This window comes from Rhodopirellula halodulae (genome assembly GCF_020966775.1).
In the GTDB taxonomy this organism is placed as follows: Bacteria; Planctomycetota; Planctomycetia; order Pirellulales; family Pirellulaceae; genus Rhodopirellula; species Rhodopirellula halodulae.
In genome coordinates, this window is the sequence record NZ_JAJKFV010000029.1 from 2,156,716 (window position 1) to 2,171,064 (window position 14,349).

Annotated in this window: 10 protein-coding genes; 5 read left to right on the top strand and 5 right to left on the bottom strand. The window is 56.7% G+C overall.

Going from position 1 to position 14,349, the window contains the following annotated elements; genetic code table 11:
• Positions 1-518: 518 nt before the first annotated feature.
• Both purL and LOC70_RS20720 read right to left on the bottom strand, forming a co-directional pair.
• Positions 519-3,548, bottom strand: a complete 3,030-nt coding sequence (gene purL, locus LOC70_RS20715; RefSeq protein ID WP_230255875.1) for a phosphoribosylformylglycinamidine synthase subunit PurL — start codon at positions 3,546-3,548, stop codon at positions 519-521.
• A gap of 76 nt (positions 3,549-3,624) precedes the next feature.
• On the bottom strand, positions 3,625-4,470 hold the full coding sequence (locus LOC70_RS20720) for a prephenate dehydrogenase (protein ID WP_230255876.1): 846 nt from the start codon (positions 4,468-4,470) through the stop codon (positions 3,625-3,627).
• A 726-nt stretch (positions 4,471-5,196) separates the two neighbouring features.
• Between LOC70_RS20720 and LOC70_RS20725 the strand changes: the two genes are divergently transcribed.
• The 5 genes from LOC70_RS20725 (at position 5,197) to LOC70_RS20745 (ending at position 11,089) form a co-directional block, all read left to right on the top strand.
• Positions 5,197-6,912 (top strand): sulfatase family protein, encoded by a 1,716-nt coding sequence (locus LOC70_RS20725; protein ID WP_230255877.1) that lies wholly within the window; start codon positions 5,197-5,199, stop codon positions 6,910-6,912.
• A gap of 84 nt (positions 6,913-6,996) precedes the next feature.
• Positions 6,997-8,274, top strand: a complete 1,278-nt coding sequence (locus LOC70_RS20730) for an outer membrane protein assembly factor BamB family protein (protein WP_390889096.1) — start codon at positions 6,997-6,999, stop codon at positions 8,272-8,274.
• A gap of 75 nt (positions 8,275-8,349) precedes the next feature.
• The gene (locus LOC70_RS20735) at positions 8,350-9,804 is read left to right on the top strand and encodes a sulfatase (protein WP_230255879.1); all 1,455 of its coding nucleotides are present in this window, start codon (positions 8,350-8,352) and stop codon (positions 9,802-9,804) included.
• 199 nt (positions 9,805-10,003) lie between these two features.
• Positions 10,004-10,414: a hypothetical protein gene (locus LOC70_RS20740; protein ID WP_230255880.1), complete on the top strand. Its 411-nt coding sequence runs from the start codon at positions 10,004-10,006 to the stop codon at positions 10,412-10,414.
• Positions 10,415-10,555: 141 nt separating this feature from the next.
• A complete protein-coding gene (locus tag LOC70_RS20745; RefSeq protein ID WP_230255881.1) occupies positions 10,556-11,089 on the top strand; it encodes a tetratricopeptide repeat protein in 534 nt (177 codons plus the stop codon).
• Between the two features lie 95 nt (positions 11,090-11,184).
• On the opposite strand, the gene LOC70_RS20750 is transcribed toward LOC70_RS20745, so the two are convergent.
• The 3 genes from LOC70_RS20750 to LOC70_RS20760 form a co-directional block, all read right to left on the bottom strand.
• Positions 11,185-12,555, bottom strand: a complete 1,371-nt coding sequence (locus LOC70_RS20750) for a Gfo/Idh/MocA family oxidoreductase (RefSeq protein ID WP_230255882.1) — start codon at positions 12,553-12,555, stop codon at positions 11,185-11,187.
• A gap of 85 nt (positions 12,556-12,640) precedes the next feature.
• Entirely contained in the window at positions 12,641-13,204 is a 564-nt protein-coding gene (locus tag LOC70_RS20755; RefSeq protein ID WP_230255883.1) for a flavodoxin family protein, read from the bottom strand.
• A 333-nt stretch (positions 13,205-13,537) separates the two neighbouring features.
• Complete coding sequence (locus LOC70_RS20760; RefSeq protein WP_230255884.1) at positions 13,538-14,347, bottom strand: DUF4198 domain-containing protein; 810 nt, start codon at positions 14,345-14,347, stop codon at positions 13,538-13,540.
• Positions 14,348-14,349 lie beyond the last annotated feature (2 nt).

Genomic DNA, 14,349 nt, shown 5'->3' on the forward strand with positions numbered 1-14,349 from the left:
AGCACGCAGTGTTCGCCGCACCCATGGGCGTGGGCGTAATTACCCGAGATCCTTGGAGCATCCGCAGTGATCGCGAGCGATGATTTGCTGGGGTTCGTTGCTGCGTTTGTCTCGTCACCCGAATGCGAGCAGCATTCTGACACGCGAATCCCGGCTGTGGCGACTTCCTGTCCGCAATCCGCATGCAGCTCGGTGTCTGGACAGCTTTTTTCGCACGCATTGCCATGATGATGAGCGGCGGGCAGAAGCCAGCCACCTACCACGTAGGCGATCAAAGCGATGCGGCGAACCCAGAGTTCCACGCGAATTCAGGAGGTTGGAGAGGAAAATTGAAAGCTGGTTTTGGCCAGGCGAGTGTCTCGGCTAATACGGGCATTCAGCCACAATTACAAGTCAACTGGCTCGCATGTTCAATGCGAATTTCACTGAACCTACGAACGTCGTCGCTGTCGTTGCAAGCGATTCGCCGACGTTTTAGCGGTTTTTGAAGGTTAAGACAGCTTTTCTTCGCCAGATTTTTACCAATTCAGAGGTGCTTGCCAGGTGGACTTTGCGGTGGCGATGTCCGTTTCCAGCACCACTTTGTCGCCGTCTCGTACGACGAATTGATCGCCGTCCGTGATTGTTCCAAGTCGCGATAGGGATACTCCGGCGTCTTGGAAAAGCTGTTTCAGCTGGTCCGCGGATTCGGGAACACACTCAATCAAGAATCGGGTATTGGATTCGCTGAACAGGACTTCCGTCGCCGACAGTGCGGAGGCGGTCATCACGCCATCGTGCGAGAACTGTTCGCGAGCGACCTCGTCCAGCGAGATCTCCATCCCCAGTCCACCAGCAAGCGCCATTTCAACGGCGGCCACGGCCAATCCGCCTTCGCAGAGGTCGTGGCAGGACCGCACCAATCGCGATTGGATGGCTTGGTGTACCGTCGCGAAGGTTTTCTTCGCCAAATTCGCATCGACTTCTGGGACGGCACCGCCCGGTTCGTTTTCGACCAAACCGAAATGCGATCCGCCCAATTCGCGGTGCGTTTCGCCGACCAAGAAAACCACGTTCCCGGCTTCTTTCGCGTCCATCGTGATGGACTTGCTGACGTCGTCGATCTGTCCCATGGCACTGATCAACAAACTCGGCGGAATCGCGATGGTTTGCTTTTCGTTTTGGTCATCGAAGAAGCTGAACTCGTTGTTCAAGCTGTCCTTGCCGCTGACAAACGGTGTGCCCAGCGTGACCGCCATGTCTTGGCAAGCGATGGCGGCGCGAACGAGTGACCCCAGCGTTTCGGCTCGGTCGGTATAACCCCAGCAGAAGTTATCGAGGATGGCGATCTTCGATGGGTCAGCACCCACGGCGACCGCGTTTCGCATCGCCTCGTCAATCGCGGATGCCGCCATGTGATAGGTGTCAAAGTCACCGTAGTGCGGGTTCATGCCGCAGCTGATCACCAAGCCTCGACGGCTGGTCAGCTTCGGACGCACAACCGCGGCGTCGCCAGGACCATCGCACTGCGGGCCCACGAGCGGTTTGACGACGCTGCCCGCTTGGACTTCGTGATCGTATTGGCGGATCACCCAGTGCTTGCTGGCGACGTTGTAGCTGCCCAAGATCTTAAGCAACGTTTCGGTGTTGGCGGCTGCATCGCGATCCTCGATCGACAATGGCTTCGCGGCTGGCGGTTCGTAAACGGCGTCACGAATGACCGGTGGTCGCCCATCGTGCAAGAACGACATGGCAACGTCGCCAACGGTTTGGCCGTTGAAGGTCAATTGCAGGCGACCGGTCGGAACAAATCGTCCGATGGTGGCTGCTTCCACGCCTTCGCTTTCGCACAGATCACGCAGCTCGTCCCAATGTTCTTGCGGGACGGCCAAGACCATTCGTTCTTGAGCTTCGGAGATCCAGATTTCGGTGTAAGTCAAACCGTCGTACTTCAGCGGAGCTTTCTCGAGCCAAACCTCGGCACCAAGCTCTTCTCCCATTTCGCCAACGGCACTGCTGAATCCACCGGCACCGCAGTCCGTGACCGCGTTGTAGAGCCCGCGATCGCGAGCTTGCATCAGCACGTCGAGCACCATCTTTTCGGTGATCGCGTTGCCGATTTGGACCGCTCCGCCGGACAACGATTCGGATTCGCTGGTCAGTTCCGCACTGCTGAACGTTGCTCCGTGGATCCCATCGCGTCCGGTTCGTCCACCAATCGCAACGATCAAGTCGTTGGGTTTGACCTCTTTGTCTTCCATGCCAACCGGGATGATCCCGACGTTGCCGCAGTAGACCAACGGGTTGCCGAGATAACGCTCGTCGAAGTAGACCGCTCCGTTGACCGTGGGGATTCCCATGCGGTTGCCGTAATCACGAACGCCCGAGACCACGCCCTGGATCACACGCCGCGGGTGCAGCACACCTGGTGGCAAATCATCCGGTGACACGTCCGGCGGAGCGAAGCAGAACACGTCGGTGTTGCAAACCGGTTTGGCGCCCATGCCCGTTCCCATCGGGTCACGGATGACTCCGCCAATGCCCGTGTTGGCGCCGCCGTAGGGCTCCAGTGCCGACGGGTGATTGTGGGTTTCGACTTTGAAGCACACGTGGTCTTGTTCGTCAAACGTGACCACGCCGGCGTTGTCCTTGAAGACGCTGACGCACCAATCGTCATCCCCCAGCGATCGACGAATGGTTTGCGTGGCTTCAAAGATGGTCTCTTTCAGCATGTTGTTGTATTGGCGTTCATCACCGCCCGGAGTGCCGTCCGCACCGGGGCCCTTGTAATGAATCCGTCCTGCCAACGTTTTGTGGCTGCAGTGCTCGGACCAGGTTTGAGCGACCGACTCCAGTTCGATGTCAGTTGGGTCGCGGCCGAGTTCGACAAAGTGATCGCGAATGGTCTGCATTTCGACCAAGGTCAGGTACAACTGCCCTTCCTTGGAAAGTTTTTCAAGCCCCGCGTCGTCCAATTCGCGAATCGGTACGTGGACCAATTCGAATTCACCAGGTGAACCGACATCCAGTCGATCCATCTGCAACGGTCCCACCACGAACGCTTCGATGGAATCGTTGGACAACGCACGTCGGCAGATTGATTGCAGTTGGTCTTCGTCGGTGCCAGCGATCCAGAACTTGCGAAACGTTTTGACGGTGCCGGATTCGACCCCGCGGTCTGCAAGTGCACCTTCGGTACTGGCGGCCACCGGATCCATCACGCCGGGTTTGGGCATGACATGAACGAGGTGCGGTTCGGATTCGATGCCGCGTTCGGCCAACAGTTCCATCAGGGTCTCGGGTGGTTCCGACAGATCTGATTCGTCGCCCGTGGCGTCCTTTCCTGGTTGCCCGACCGTGACGGATTCCGTGATCGAATCGGCCAGCAGGGTCGATGCGATTTCGGAGGCGGAAGCGTGATCGATGTTGGCTTGGATCAGGTACCCTCGCGCGGCCGCGATCAAGAGGTCGTCGCCCAATCCAAGTTCGTGAATCTCACGGGCCGTTTGTTCGCCGAGTCGATCCACTTGACCAGGGGCGGGATGAATGTCGATTTGCCAAAGCGGCATGGTGCGAATTCGGGAAAGGAGGATGGAAACGGGGGGAATCGTTTGAGGACCGCCAGCAGCGGTGCGATGTTGGCTGTTAAGTCGGGGCGTCGAGCCGAATTTGTTTGGCTGTTTCCAGCCACGTTCGCAGGGCTTCGTCGTCGCCTTGGGTCACGATGGAATGCAGAGTGGACAAATCCGTTTGCGATTGCTGGATCGCGCCCAAGATCGCTTCGCGATTCTCGGACACGATGGCGGTCCACAGGTCAGCATCCCCAGCCGCCACGCGAGTCGTGTCCAACCAACCGGTGCCGACCAGCGACAACATGGATGGAGTGATTTGGCGTGCGGCCAGTGACGACAGCAAGTGTGGCAAATGAGACGTCAATGCCAAGGTGGCATCGTGTTCTTCCGCGGGCATCGTGACAATTCGCCCGCCGGTCGCACGCCAGAATGCGGTCGCTCGGTTCACGTGGTGCGGCAGTTCTTCTCCGCTGGGGGTCAACACGATCGGCTTGTCGTCAAAAAGCTCGGCCGACGCGTGTTCGGCGCCGCTCTTTTCGCTCCCCGCAATGGGGTGTGCCGGCACAAATTGTCTCGCCGCGGATGAACCCGCCAATTCACGAACCAATCCGCCTTTGGTGCTGCCGACGTCCGTTAGCGTCAGCTCTGGAAACTCGCCCGCAAGCGTTTGGGCCAGCGACGCGATCCGGTTGACTGGCGTGGCGATCACGGCCAAATCACAGCCATTCGCGGCGCCATCGGGAGTCTCGAAGACCTCATCGACGATGGATCGATCCAAAGCCAAGGCCCGAGTTTCAGGCGATCGGGCGCAGGCGGTCAGTCGCACCGACGGCCAACGTCTGCGAATCGACAGTGCCACACTTCCACCCAACAACCCCAAACCGATGATCGCAACTGATCGGCAGGAGGGCTCGGGCATGGGGCTGGATTCGATGGAGGCCAAAGGGCGTTTGCTGTGTATCGCTCGCCATCCGTAGCGTGAGTCGCTGGTCATTCGTAGCGAAAGTCGTCAAGACTTTCGGCGAGTCTGTTTGCAGACCGAAACTCTTGACGAGTTTCGCTACAGCAGATCTACAGCTGACCGAAACTCTTGACGAGTTTCGCTACAGACAATTTTTGCTACACGAGACTGGCGACGCGGCTGAATACGAGAGAGCAGAAGAATACCGCACAACCCCCGCCGTTCCCATCGGTGGCAATCGTACGATTTTGAAGGAAACGCCACGATCGGAGTTGGTTTGATCGGACGCCCTCACCTGATGGCTCGTCATTCGTACCGAAACTCGCTCGCCATTCGTAGCGAAAGTCGTTTGTCATTCGTAGCGAAAGTCGTCAAGACTTTCGGCGAGTCTGTTTGCAGACGGAATCTCTTGACGAGTTCCAATCAGATCTACAGTAGACCGAAACTCTTGACGATTTTCGCTACAGCAGACCGAAACTCTGGACGAGTTTCGCGACGAGTGGCTGTGCCGGCATGACGGCGCAGACGGTTTTTTGTCCGAATGATTCGCATTTCCGCGTGAAGTTCAGCGATCGTGTTGGATGTTGGCTAGGATGATTCTTCGAGACGAGGGAGCAGTTGGCTTGCGCCCCGTCTCGATCCCTCCCCATCATCCCACCTGAGACTCTTCCGTCGGAGAATGCCATGCTCGATCGGCAATGTTCCCGTTTTCTGTCTGGTGCTTTGTTGCTGTTCTTTGCCGCACCGGCACTGGCTGATGCAAATCCATCTGAACAAACGAAGTCACGCCCTCACATCGTGATGGCATTCGCGGACGATTGGGGATGCTACGCCAGCGCTTATGCAAAGCACTTTCCCGGCACCGCAAGCGAAGTCATTTCCACACCGAAGTTCGACTCGATCGCTCGCGACGGGGTGCTGTTCACCAATGCATTCGTCAGTGCGCCTTCCTGCACGCCTTGCCGAAGTTCTTTGATGTCGGGGCAACCTTTTTGGAGATGCGAGAAGGCGTCGATTCTGCTCGGTGCCGTCTGGGACTTTTCGCTGCCCGCGTACCCGCTGATGTTGGAAGAGTCTGGTTACCGAATTGGTCACACCTACAAAGTTTGGAGTCCAGGCAGTCCAGGCAACGCACCGTTTGGTGGAGCCAGAACCGCATCGAACAAAGCCGGTTCGAAATTCAACGGCTTCTCGCAGTTCGTGATGAGGGCCAAGGATCGCGATGCGGCCAAAGCCAAGTTGTTCGACGAAGTACGCCAAAACATTCGCAACTTCTTGGACGCCGACAATGATGGCAAGCTCGATGGTGACTCACCCGTTTGTTATTGGTTCGGTCCAACCAACACTCACCGCAAATGGATTGCGAAAAGTGGTGAACAACTTTGGGGAATCAACCCGGATGACTTGAAAGGCAAATTGCCCGCTTACTTACCCGACGTTCCCGAAATTCGCGAAGACTTCGCGGACTACTTGGGCGAAGCGATGGCGTTTGATGCCGCTTTGGTTGTCTTGGATGAAGAGCTGGAGCGTCTTGGCATCGCTGACAACACTCTGTTGGTGGTCAGCGGTGACCATGGCGTGCCGGGGATCTCACGCGGCAAATGCAATTTGTATGACTTCGGCACTCATGTTCCGCTGGCGGTTCGCTGGCCTGCTGGAATTCAACATGCGAATCGTGTCGTGACGGACTTTGTCTCGCTTCCTGAATTGGCGACCACGTTCTTGGAGGTCGCCGACGTCGAAGCCCCCGCGACGATGATCTCGCAGCCGATCACGCCTCTCTTGATGAGCGATCAATCCGGACGCGTTGACCCGAATCGAGATGCGGTCTTCACCGGACGTGAACGTCACGTTGCGATGGCACGCGAAGGAGCCAAGCCTTACCCACAGCGAGCCATCCAAACCGACGATTGGCTGTACATCATCAATTTCGAGCCCGATCGAACGCCTTTGGGGGACGGTCCCGCGATGGACGCGAGCGACGATCAATTCCCGTCCGAAGAGCTGCTTCGCGAAAACACCTTTGCGGCCTATCCGGATTTGGATGCGAGTCCCACCAAAGCCTTCGTGACGTTGAATCGCGAAAAATATCCTGAGGCATTTGACTTTATGGTTGGACGTCGCCCGAGAGTGGAATTGTACGACTTGAAAGCGGATCCAGACTGCTTGAACAATTTGGCAGGCAATTCAGATTACGCCGAGACAGAATCGCAACTGGATGAGCGATTGATCGGCGAACTGAAGCGAACCGGAGATCCTCGCATGAGCGAACCGGTCATGTTCGAACACGGTATGTTTGTGGAACCGGTCGGGCCCGGCAACAAAAAGAAGCAGAACGCCCGCAAGGCAAATTCGGGCAAAAAGACCAGCCCGGCGAAGAAGTCTTCTCCTCAAAAGTAGTGTCGCGAGCGAAACCCTATGAGAAATGCATTCCTGCCACTGGCTAGACACGTGCCTGTCAACTTGGTTTTGTTGTTGGGAATGATGGTGGTCAGTGGCGTTGGTTGTCGCAAGTCGACACCGGTGGATGAAGTCTCGGTGGGGGAAAGCGGGGTTGCCCTGACGGAACGAGCTGAATCGGAGGTCGACCTGGTTTGGCCTCAGTGGAGAGGCCCCAACTTGGATGGAACGATCGATGGTGCTGCTCCGCCCGCGAATTGGAACCCGGGGAGCGATGTCGCTTGGCAAGCGGATGTTCCCGGTCGCGGGCACAGCAGTCCGATTGTGATCGGCGAGCAAGTTGTTTTGGCCAGTGCCGACGAAGGCAAACAGCAACAAATGCTTTTGTCATACGATCGCAGCACGGGGGAGGAGAATTGGCGACGAGTCATCCACGAAGGTGGCTTTCCCGCGAATCGTGAGGTGCATCAAAAAGCGACCAACGCCAACACGACACCCGCTTGTGACGGCCAACGGATCCTCATCGCTTTTTTGAACCAAGGTCGGATCTTCGTCACGGCGGTGGATCTGCAAGGCGAAGTGATCTGGCAAACCGACATCGGAGCGTTCGCATCGAAGTTTGGTTATGCGCCTTCGCCGCTGTTCTATCAATCGTTTGTGATTGTCGCGGCCGACAACTTTGGGGGCGGATACATCGTCGCCTTGGATTCCGCGACGGGCGAGATTGCTTGGCGGCGTGCACGGGGCGACGCGAGTACCTATTCCAGCCCAATGATCGCCAATCTCGGTGGGATGGATCAGTTGTTGATCAGCGGTGGGGATCGGGTTGCCAGTTATGATCCGGCGACGGGCGAGCCTCGTTGGGAAACGCCGGCGATCGCGGAAGCGACTTGCGGGACAATTGTGACCGCCGGTGATCGGCTATTCGCTTCCGGAGGCTACCCCGACAAAGAGACCGCGTGCTTTTCCGCGACGGGTGAGTTGCTTTGGTCAGATCGCAACAAGCTATACGAGCCGTCGATGATCACCGACGGAGACTCCTTGTTCGGCGTGACTGACAACGGTGTGGCCATGTGTTGGTCAATCGAAGACGGGAGCGTGAAATGGCGTGAACGTCTGGGAGGCAATTTCAGTGCTTCGCCGGTCCTGGTGAATGATCAAATCTATGTGTCGGACTTGTCCGGAAATCACTACGTGTTCGCGGCGGATGGCGATGAATTTCGGCAGCTTGCAAAGAATCAATTGGGTTCCGATTGCTACGCCAGTCCCGCCGTCGCCGAGGGATCGCTGTTCCTTCGAATTGGCTTTGGCGAAGGAAGCTCTCGCCAGGAACGATTGGTCAAAATTTCGCCCAGTGATTGAATCGGTCACGTTTCGTCTGATCGATAGCTGCACCTGGTCATCCCTTTACATGCAACTCTAACTCTTCAAATCTCGATGCGAACGCCACTCCTCGCCTGTCTGTTTGCTCTCGGTTTCGTCACGAAGGCTTGGTCGGCGGAGCCCACCTCGCAAACGCCCAATGTGCTGTTCATCTATTTGGACGACTGTGGATGGCGAGACGCCGGGTTCATGGGATCGGACTTCTATGAGACACCGCACTTGGACGCGTTGGCAGAACGAGGCATGGTGTTCACGAACGCGTACTCCTGTGCCGCGAATTGTGCTCCGGCGAGAGCGAGTTTGCTGTCGGGGCAGTATTCGCCTCGTCATGAGATCTACAACGTCGGCACCGAACGCCGTGGGAATCCGAAGCATGGAAGCTTGATGCATGTGCCCGGCACCGACACATTGTCCACCGACATCCGCACGTGGGCTCATCAAGCCAAGGCGGCGGGTTACAAGACGGCCATGATTGGCAAGTGGCACCTCAGCGACGATCCATTGCCGTATGGTTTTGACGTGAACGTTGGCGGGACGCATTCGGGAAGTCCTCCGAAAGGTTATTTCCCACCGCACCCGAAGGCACCCGGGCTCGAAGATGCTTCGGAAGACGAGTACCTGACCGATCGGCTGAGTCAGGAGGCGATCCTGTTCATGCAGCAACACCGCGACGAGGCTTGGTTGTTGTATCTGTCACACTTTGCCGTGCACACGCCACTGCAAGCCAAGCCAGAATTGGTCGCGAAGTATCAAGCCAAGCAACCCGGGACGTTGCACGATCACGCGGTGATGGCGGCGATGATCGAAAGCGTCGATGACGGCGTCGGGCGAATGGTTGCAATACTCAAGGAATTCGGCCTCGAAGACAAAACCGCGATCGTCTTCACCAGCGACAACGGAGGTTACGGGCCGGCGACCTCGATGGATCCACTGCGAGGCTACAAAGGTACTTACTACGAAGGCGGTATCCGTGAGCCGTTTTTTGTGACTTGGCCGGGTGTGGTGGAAGCTGGCACGACGTGTGAGGTGCCGGTCATTGCGGCCGATCTGTACCCGACCTTTTGCGAGATGATGGGTGCTGCACTTCCGGCAAACCAGAAACTTGACGGCGTGAGCTTGGTACCCTTGTTGACTCAGGAATCGGGCATCGCTGATCGAGCCTTGTATTGGCACTTTCCCGCGTATCTCCAAAGTTATGCCCGGATCGATGGTCAACGTGATCCGCTTTATCGCAGTCGACCATGCAGCATCATTCGCGATGGTCGTTACAAATTGCACGAGTACTTCGAGGATGGCGGGCTGGAGCTGTATGACCTGGTGAGCGATCCCGGAGAAACGAACAATTTGGCGATTGAGAACCCACTCAAGACGCGACTGCTTCACAGCAAACTGGTGGCGTGGCGTAAGCAAACGAGCGCACCGGTGCCGACCGAGCCCAACCCAAACCACGATCCCGCCAAAGAGCAACAAGCGATCAAGAAAGCAACGAAAAAGTTCGCGGGCCGGTAGGTAGAAAATTGGCGGGGCGGCAAACTGTTTCGCCCTTTTTCAGATTGGATCTCTTGCTGAACGACTGCGTCATTCGATAATGATGAATCGGCGAGCAAACGCTAAATCGCCCCGTTTTTAGCGGACCGGCGCGAGCCGGCCGGTGCTTCGCCGGCGATTCTCAAACCTTCGAACCCCGTTCAATCGAACGGCGATCTCCATGTTCCCCTTTGCCGACTCCTATCAGAACGCCTTGGCTGTCATGCTGCCAAAAAGTGTGCGTTGGTCGGCGAAACAACTGCTGTGGGGCATGCTGCTGCTGGTCTGTGTCGGCCAGGGATTCCTCTCCGCTCAGTCCTACGAGCGAAGGGGGCACGATTGTCAAGTTGTTACACTCGATTCGGCCGACACAACACTGCCCAATCAATGGGTGAGCGGGCGCACCGCGTTCGCGCCCTGGGCGTTGCAGCGAGAACGGTGGGAGCCTTCGTCTCTGGATGCATCGCCTGCGTTGCAATGCGCTCATCGAGGGCTGATTGGCCAGTGTGCCGACCGCAATCCAGATGATGCATCCGTTCGCGGCCCGTCCCACCCAACTTTGGTCAGCACGCAGGTGCGATTGCAGATTTAGCAGATCAACGAGTTTGGTCCTTCTTCTGTTTTCTCACTATTCTTGTTGGAAAGAATCTGTATGCGTGCGCGCACCTCAAAACAATCCACTCACTCCAATCATCGAAGCACACAATCTACGAAGGCGTCTGCAAAGACTCCTATGCCTACGACGCTCCATCATGCGTACTCGTTGATCCAAAAAGGACGTTACGAAGATGCGGTGGCAAGTCTCAACTCGGCGGGTAAGTCGTATGAAGTCCGCAACGCACTGGGCGTTTGCCTGATGCGATTGGGACGAAGCGAAGCCGCTTTGGGCGTGTTCCGACAATTCGTGTTGGACGGCAACGGAGTCACTGATCGCGAAGGAGTACCGGAGCACTGCAAACGGAACTTCGCGACGGCTCTGTTGATGAACGGTTTGGCTGCTGGGGCCTGGAGCGTGTTGTCCCAATTGCAAGAGCGGCAACACCCTCGCCGCCTGGAAATGCTTTCGGCGATTCGCGAATGGGAAAAGACGTTGTCTTGGTGGCGATGGGGCGATTGGAAACTCAATCGGATCACCGCGTCTGATGTGACACTTACTTTGCCGTTCGAACTTGGTGAACTGGGCTTTCCAGTGCAGGGAGCGTCCGTGAAATCAGTTGACGAAACAGCAATGCTGCCGAAAATCGCGGTTTCAGCTTCGTCGTGTTGAGGCGGTTTCGTATCGCGTGAGCAATAAAAAAGCGAGGAGTGTGAGTGTTCACGCTCCTCGCTTTCATTGCGGTTGCCGTTTTTAAGAGATTGAAATCACATGTCGATCTCGTAGCCAACGCGACTTTCGCGTGACAGGAACGAGTTGGCTTCGTCATCGCCAACGATTTCGCGTTTGGCAGGATCCCAATTCAATTCACGACCCAACCGGATCGCGATGTTGGCCAAGTGGCAGGTTTCCAACATGCGGTTGTGCGACCAAACATCCGAGATCGGTTGCGTGCGTTTCCGCATGGCTTGGACAAAGTTGTCCGTGTGATTTTCAGCGACCGGTCCACCGTACACGTTTTCCACGGCGCCTTCGGGAAGTGGATTGGACTCCAGGTCCTCGACGGGTTTGCCAACGATCTTTCCTCGATTGACGAAGAAGCGGCCCTTGGTGCCTTCGAACAAAATTCCGTTGTCGCCTTCGCTGGTGATGACAAGTGGGATGTCGCCGGGCATGTTGGCGTGGATTTCAAATTTGGTTGGCGAGTTGTATTGGTCGGCAACCGTTGCGTGTCCGTCTTTGTAATCAACGGGTAAGGAATAGCTAACCGGGGTGATTTTGTTTGGTCCCGTTTCCGTGGCACCCAATGCCCAAGTCGCGATGTCGACGTGGTGGGCACCCCAGTCGTTCATCTGGCCTCCGGAGTACTCGTACCAATTTCGCCAAGCGTAGTGGCAGTTCGTGTAAAGAGGCACACCGCCGCCGTAGCCTTTTCGCATTTCCGGCAACGCGCGGTAGGGAACTTTGGGAGCCGGCCCGAGCCAGAAATCCCAATCGAGTCCTTCAGGAACGTCGATGGCGGGGATCACGGGTGAGCCAGTGGCACCATTGATTCCGCAAGTGACTTTCTTGATGTCACCGATGCGGCCTTCGCGAATCAGAGCGATGGCTTGAAGGAAACGCTGTTCGTTCTCGGTTCGCTGCATCGTGCCAACTTGGCAAACGCGACCGGTCTGCTTGACGATTTTTTCGATTAACTTGCCTTCATCAATCGTCAACGTCAGAGGTTTTTCGCAGTAGACGTCCTTACCCGCCAGCATGGCTTCGACGGCGATCTTGGTGTGCCAGTGATCGGGAGTCGCGATCATCACGGCGTCGATGTCTTTGCGTTCGAGCACCTTGCGGTAATCGGCGAAACCTTCGGGAGCTTTGCCTTGACGTTCCTTCACTTTGTTGATGTTCTCGCCCAAGACGTTCGCGTCAACGTCAGCGAGTGCGGCGAAGTCAGCGTACTTGAAGGACTTGGCGGTGATTGTCCAGCCTTGGTTACGAAGCCCGATCGTGGCGAAGACAGGGCGGTCGTTGGGGGAATCCTGGGCGCGTCCGAGGCTACTGGTTCCTGCAAAGTACCCGGCGGCTGTGGCGGCACCTGTCGTTTGAAGGAAGTGACGCCGAGACAGTTTTTGGCGAGCTGACATGAAAAACCTCGTGGGGATGACGACGTTGGGGTCGAAGGAAAAAAGCCAAGTTAGTCAAAAGGGGATTGAATTGGGCGAGCGACCGCTATTTGCCCAAGTCTTTGAATCGTTCGTAGGTCTGGTTCAGCGGATGAGCCTGCGTTTGCCCATCAATCATGTTGGCAGTCCATTCCGACAAACGACGGCCGAGCCGACGGCAAGCTTCTTGCACACGTTCTTCGTCGGGACCGCCGGCCGAGATCGCGCCGTAGTGCGCTGAAAATTTGACCCCGGTGTAATCCGTCAGTCCGAAAACCAGGAATCCGTAGTTGATCAAAATCGACATCAGGGCCATGCAGGTCCATTCTTGGCCGCCGCCCCAGGCACCTGCCGATGTGAAAACGCAGCCGATTTTGCCGTCGCGTTTGCCCCAATTTTCAATGGGTTGTTCATCCCACCATCGCTTCATTTGCCAACTGACAGTTCCGTAATTCGTGGGGCAACCGAGGGCGAGCCCGTCACACCAATCCAGGTCCGTGTGATCGGCTTCGTCAATGTGCCGCAACCGAACCTCAGCATCAGTGAGTTGCTTGGCACCTTCGGCAACCAACTCCGCCATCCGCCGCGTATTCTGGGTGTTGGTGTGGTAGAGAACCAGGACTTTGGGCATCGGCCGGGAATTGGATGTCGGGTGAGCGAGCGGGCGAGTCGCGAAATCTTTGCTGGAGTCAGAAAACTCCAAAGGAAACCGGTTTCACGTTGTGCCAGTTTACTGCAGGATCCACCCGCCTTGTAGCCCGAAAGACGCAATCGGTCAGATGGCGATCCGATCAGTCGGGGCAGACCGAGCCAGGCCGGGGCAGAACGAGCCAGGCCGGGGCAGAACGAGCCAGGCTGGGCAGACCGAGCCGGGTCGGGGCAAGCGTGTGGCGGCGAGAAATGAAGCTTCCACACGCCGGAACGCTGCTTCCATTTGCCCCAGACCATCGGATCGAGTTCGTGGCTATTTCGCTGGCTGAGCGAAAACGCGATTGGGAATTTGCAACGCGATGGTTGTCGCGTAGCTGGTGAATTCGTAGTCCCTGCTCTTTTCGTCCATCGCCGTGTGATGAGCCGCGATCAGATAGCGGGTTGCTTTCGACGGAGTGAACGACACCGTCCCGTCGGTGCCTGTGGTGAATTCGTGGTCGGGATCTGTGTCACCCGTCAGAGTTTCGCCCTCGGGAATGAATGCGACCAGTGCGTTTGCCAAAGGTTCCCCGTTGTGCAGCACGGTGATAGTGATGGGTTGACCAACCTCGATGTCCGTCACTGGACACTGATGGAGCACCAATTCGAATGGCAAGCCGGCGGGTGTGGAATGACTGTGCGAATCAATTGAGATGTTGTCCAGCGTTGGGCTGCAGATAACAAATGCTTTGGAGGTTCGGATGCTTCGGATCGACTTGCCATGATTCATGACTCGATCCAGTTTTTGAACGAAGAGATGCACGCCCGGTTCATCCAGAGTCACTGGCGTGGTCCAGTAGCCCTGCTTTTCAGCCGAGGCGGATGTGTAGAGATCTGGTTTAAGGTCAACGTGTTTGCCTGAGGGGCTGATCCAGTCCATCGATGTCCAGTCCAGCATCAGCAAACCAGCCAACTTGAAGTCGCGATGGTGATTGCCGTGATTGCCAAGACGCAAGTCGACGTGAGCCACTTCGCCCGTCCGGACGATCGGCGAGTTGGTTTGGATCCAAGTGTCGTGGGCGGACACGTTTAGCGTGAGGCAGCAAGAAAATGCGAAGGCGGCCAAAAACAATGTTTTCAACATGG

Coding starts and splice junctions, on each gene's coding strand:
- LOC70_RS20750 (WP_230255882.1), bottom strand. CDS start 12,555: ATGTCAGCTCGCCAAAAACTGTCTCGGCGTCACTTCCTTCAAACGACA.
- purL (WP_230255875.1), bottom strand. CDS start 3,548: ATGCCGCTTTGGCAAATCGACATTCATCCCGCCCCTGGTCAAGTGGAT.
- LOC70_RS20745 (WP_230255881.1), top strand. CDS start 10,556: ATGCCTACGACGCTCCATCATGCGTACTCGTTGATCCAAAAAGGACGT.
- LOC70_RS20760 (WP_230255884.1), bottom strand. CDS start 14,347: ATGTTGAAAACATTGTTTTTGGCCGCCTTCGCATTTTCTTGCTGCCTC.
- LOC70_RS20755 (WP_230255883.1), bottom strand. CDS start 13,204: ATGCCCAAAGTCCTGGTTCTCTACCACACCAACACCCAGAATACGCGG.
- LOC70_RS20740 (WP_230255880.1), top strand. CDS start 10,004: ATGTTCCCCTTTGCCGACTCCTATCAGAACGCCTTGGCTGTCATGCTG.
- LOC70_RS20725 (WP_230255877.1), top strand. CDS start 5,197: ATGCTCGATCGGCAATGTTCCCGTTTTCTGTCTGGTGCTTTGTTGCTG.
- LOC70_RS20735 (WP_230255879.1), top strand. CDS start 8,350: ATGCGAACGCCACTCCTCGCCTGTCTGTTTGCTCTCGGTTTCGTCACG.
- LOC70_RS20720 (WP_230255876.1), bottom strand. CDS start 4,470: ATGCCCGAGCCCTCCTGCCGATCAGTTGCGATCATCGGTTTGGGGTTG.
- LOC70_RS20730 (WP_390889096.1), top strand. CDS start 6,997: ATGGTGGTCAGTGGCGTTGGTTGTCGCAAGTCGACACCGGTGGATGAA.